Below are 3,736 nucleotides of genomic sequence, written 5' to 3'. Positions count from 1 at the left end.
TTTTATTACTATCTTCCTGATATAAAAAAATTCCTGGTACTGGCAATCCCAACAATAGTGATTCTATAAATTTAGAAGCTTGTTTTTTTTCCCAAACATAATTTCTTTGAAAATCTGGTAAATATATTGACTTAGTTTTATATCTACCAACTAAAGCATCTACTGGAAAATCTATACCGAAACTTGTTAATTTGTACGTTTTGGCATATGAAGTTTCTTCTGATTCAATTTCTTCATCAATTTCTAAAATCTCTAATTTTGACATAATCATTTCCTTTATAAAAAATTAAAAAACATAATTCTATTTTAAAATAGTATATAATTGACTTCTTGTTCAATAATCATCTGCATAAAAAGTTACTAATCCTAATTATTGTAGTTTTTCTTTAGACTTTTTAGCACAAAATTTGCAAGCTCCAGCCCTTTTGAACGGTGAGAAATTTTAAGCTTCGTCTTATTATCTAGCTCGCCAAGCGTTTTAGTAAAGCCATCTGGGATAAAGAGCGTGTCGTAGCCAAAGCCATTTGTGCCACGCTCCTCATCAATCGCCCTTCCATACATAAAGCCATGCGTAGTGTAATCACCAAATTTTGAGCTAATGGCGATACAGGCGGTGTAGTGAGCTGGTGAGCTCTTTAAATTTAGAACCTTTAGCTTGCTAATTAACTTTGCTCTGTTGTTTGCGTCATTTGCGTTTTTACCACACACCTTGCCATTTTTATCAAGGTCAAAATAGCGAGCTGAGTAGATCCCCGGCTCACCGCCAAGTGCATCCACGCTAATGCCACTATCATCGCTAAGAGCGATAAACTCATTATCAAGCCCCTGCTCTTTAAGCTTTGCAAAGACAGCTCTTGACTTTATGAGCGCATTTTGCTGAAAAGTACTACCATCTTCAACGATCTCAAATGGCTTTACAATCTCGCTTAAGGCGTAAATTTCATAGCCTTTTAAAAACTCTTTTATCTCTTTTACTTTGTCTAAATTTGACGTCGCAAGCACGATCTTCATTGCAAGAGCTCCTTGATTTTTGGGCGTATTTTACAAAAAAATAGATTAAATTTTTAAATTTAAATTAGCGTTAAAATGATAAACTTAGTCCTTTTAAAAATAAGGAAAATTTTATGTTAAAAAGCGTTTTACCACTATCTTTTATCATAGCAAGCAGATTTTTAGGTCTTTTTATAGTTTTGCCGGTGCTTAGCCTTTATGCCTTGAATTTACACGGAGCAAACGAGTTTTTAGTAGGGCTAATAGTAGGCGTCTATGCGATCTCACAGATGATATTTCAAGTGCCTTTTGGAGCGCTCTCGGATAGGATAGGACGTAAAAAAACATTAACGATCGGACTTTTAGTTTTTATCATAGGCTCAATAATTTGTGCACTTACAAGCGATATTTTTACCATGCTATTTGGTAGATTTTTACAAGGCGTAGGTGCTATCGGAGCAGTTGCAACTGCGATGATAAGTGACTATATAACAGAAGAAAAACGCTCAAAAGCTATGGCGATAATGGGTGCTTTTATAGGGCTTAGTTTCACACTTTCTATGGTGCTTGGGCCGCTACTTGCCAAAGACTATGGACTTTCAAGCCTCTTTTACCTAAGTGCCGCTCTTAGCCTACTTTGCATTGTACTTCTTTACACCGTTGTACCAAAAGAGATAAAAGTGAGTGCTAAAAGTGAAAAAGTGCCATTTGGTAAGCTTTTTTTACAAAAAGACTACATGATTATAAATTTCACCTCTTTTATGCAAAAGATGCTAGCAAGCATCGCATTTTTGGTGATCCCTATCGTTTTGGTAAAAGAGTATGGTTACGAAAGTAGTGAGCTTTACAAGGTCTATACACTTGGTGCCGTACTTGGCTTTTTGGCTATGGGGCTAGCTGGCGCCCTTGGCGATGGCAAGGGACTTAGCAAGGTTATCTTGATAGCTGGTACGCTACTTTTTGCCCTAACCTACACTATTTTTGCCATTAGCTTTACACTTTTTATCTTCGTTTTGGGAGTTGCTATATTTTTTATAGGATTTAACCTTCACGAGCCCATCATGCAATCAACCGCAACAAAATTTGTAAAATCCTCACAAAAAGGCTCAGCCCTTGGTGTCTTTAATTCATTTGGCTATCTAGGAAGCTTTGTTGGAGGTGCATTTGGTGGGTATATCTTGCACGCCTTTGGCTTTAAAGTACTCGCAATCATCTGCGTGGTGCTTTGCGTGATCTGGCTTGTTTTGCTCTTTAGCCTAAGCGATCCAAGAATTTTTAAAAATATCTATTTAAGCCCTGAAGTAAGCTTAAATTTAGAGTTACTAAATAGCCAAAAAGGTGTAGTCGATTATTACAAAAACGAGAAAAATCAAGTAATCAAATTTGACTCTCGCCTAACAAGCGAGGCGGCTTTAAAAGAGAGCTTGAAGTTTTGATCTACGACGTCATCATCGTTGGTGCTGGCGCTAGTGGGCTCTTTTTAGGAGCAAATTTAAAGAGTAAAAAAGTTGCCATCTTAGAGAAGAATAGCATCGCTGGTAAAAAAATCCTAGCAAGTGGTGGAGGTAGGTGCAACATCACAAACCGCTTTGTAAGCGCTAAAAACTATCTTGGAGAGCAAAAATTTATAGAGCAAATTTTAAAGGTACTGACTCCAGATCAAGTTTTAAAATTTTTTAGCGAGCTTAAATTTAGTGAGGAAAAGCAAAATCAGTTTTTCTGCGATAGCGGCGCAAAGAGCGTCTTGAGCGTACTTTTAAAAAGACAAAATGCAGATATTTTTTATAACAAAGAAGTTCTTGGCGCTAAAAAAATAGATGAAATTTTTGAAATTTTGACAAAAGATGAGAAATTTAGAGCTAGAAATTTAGTCATTGCAAGTGGAGGACTAAGCTACAAAGCCCTTGGCGCAAGCGACATTGGCTATAAAATAGCAAATGATTCTGGTATTGAGACATCAGCTCTTGCACCTGCACTTGTCGGATTTAGCGTACAAAAAGATGAGTTTTGGTTTAAAGAACTTAGTGGCGTCAGCCTAAACGCAGATGTGGAGATAAATAGCCATAAATTTAGTGGAGACTTACTTTTTACACATAGAGGCATAAGCGGACCAGCGATACTAAACACCTCGTTATTTTGGCAAAAAGGTCGAATTTGTATAAATTTTTTACCCAAATTTAATGAGAAAAATTTAATAAATGGCAAAAAGCAGCTTAGTTCGGTTTTGCCCTTGCCAAAGAGATTTGTACTGGAGTTTTTAAAAAATTTTGGCTTAAAAGATAGAGCTTTTTATGAATTTAGCGATAAAGAGAGACAAATCATAAAAAGGCTTTTTGCTTATGAATTTGCCCCGGCTGGCACGTTTGGCTTTGAAAGAGCGGAAGTTACAAAAGGCGGTATAAAGATTGAATTTTTAGATGAAAATTTACAAGCCTCTAACATTAAGGGGCTTTATTTCATTGGTGAGGTCTTGGACATCACTGGCATGCTTGGCGGATATAACTTACATTTTGCATTTGCAAGCGCTCTAAAGGTGGCTAGGGTCTTAAATCTATGATCTCCTAGAAGTTAGCTAATTTTTAGACAAATTTTCATATTTTAAATAAGATAGATTTACTATGAAAGTAGGCTTTTAAAGCAAATTTATTTAGAGTAATTTAAATATTTAAAATATTTTAAAAAGATTTTGGAGTAAATTTTATAGCTAAGCAAGCTAAACGTTATGTTGAATTTAATTTAAAATATA

Annotated in this window: 4 protein-coding genes; 2 read left to right on the top strand and 2 right to left on the bottom strand. The window is 35.7% G+C overall.

The window, feature by feature from the left end; translation table 11 throughout:
- On the bottom strand, positions 1 to 265 hold a 265-nt coding region (locus F3H01_RS02750; RefSeq protein ID WP_149724749.1), incomplete at its 3' end, for a DUF262 domain-containing protein.
- A gap of 101 nt (positions 266 to 366) precedes the next feature.
- Positions 367 to 1,011: a non-canonical purine NTP pyrophosphatase gene (locus F3H01_RS02745; protein ID WP_149724748.1), complete on the bottom strand. Its 645-nt coding sequence runs from the start codon at positions 1,009 to 1,011 to the stop codon at positions 367 to 369.
- A 113-nt stretch (positions 1,012 to 1,124) separates the two neighbouring features.
- Here F3H01_RS02745 and F3H01_RS02740 point away from each other — a divergent pair, with 113 nt between their 5' ends.
- Positions 1,125 to 2,426, top strand: coding sequence for an MFS transporter (locus tag F3H01_RS02740; RefSeq protein ID WP_149724747.1), 1,302 nt, complete (start codon positions 1,125 to 1,127; stop codon positions 2,424 to 2,426).
- The gene (locus F3H01_RS02735) at positions 2,423 to 3,547 is read left to right on the top strand and encodes a BaiN/RdsA family NAD(P)/FAD-dependent oxidoreductase (protein ID WP_149724746.1); all 1,125 of its coding nucleotides are present in this window, start codon (positions 2,423 to 2,425) and stop codon (positions 3,545 to 3,547) included. The genes F3H01_RS02740 and F3H01_RS02735 overlap by 4 nt, the downstream gene beginning before the upstream one ends.
- The last annotated feature ends 189 nt before the right edge of the window (positions 3,548 to 3,736 follow it).

It is taken from the genome of Campylobacter concisus, assembly GCF_902460875.1.
GTDB classification, from domain to species: domain Bacteria; phylum Campylobacterota; class Campylobacteria; order Campylobacterales; family Campylobacteraceae; genus Campylobacter_A; species Campylobacter_A concisus_AA.
This window is presented reverse-complemented; position numbering and strand designations above follow the sequence as displayed.

Bases quoted from the DNA above. Each gene is read 5' to 3' on its own strand.
- F3H01_RS02745 (WP_149724748.1), bottom strand. From the start codon at position 1,011: ATGAAGATCGTGCTTGCGACGTCAAATTTAGACAAAGTAAAAGAGATA.
- F3H01_RS02740 (WP_149724747.1), top strand. From the start codon at position 1,125: ATGTTAAAAAGCGTTTTACCACTATCTTTTATCATAGCAAGCAGATTT.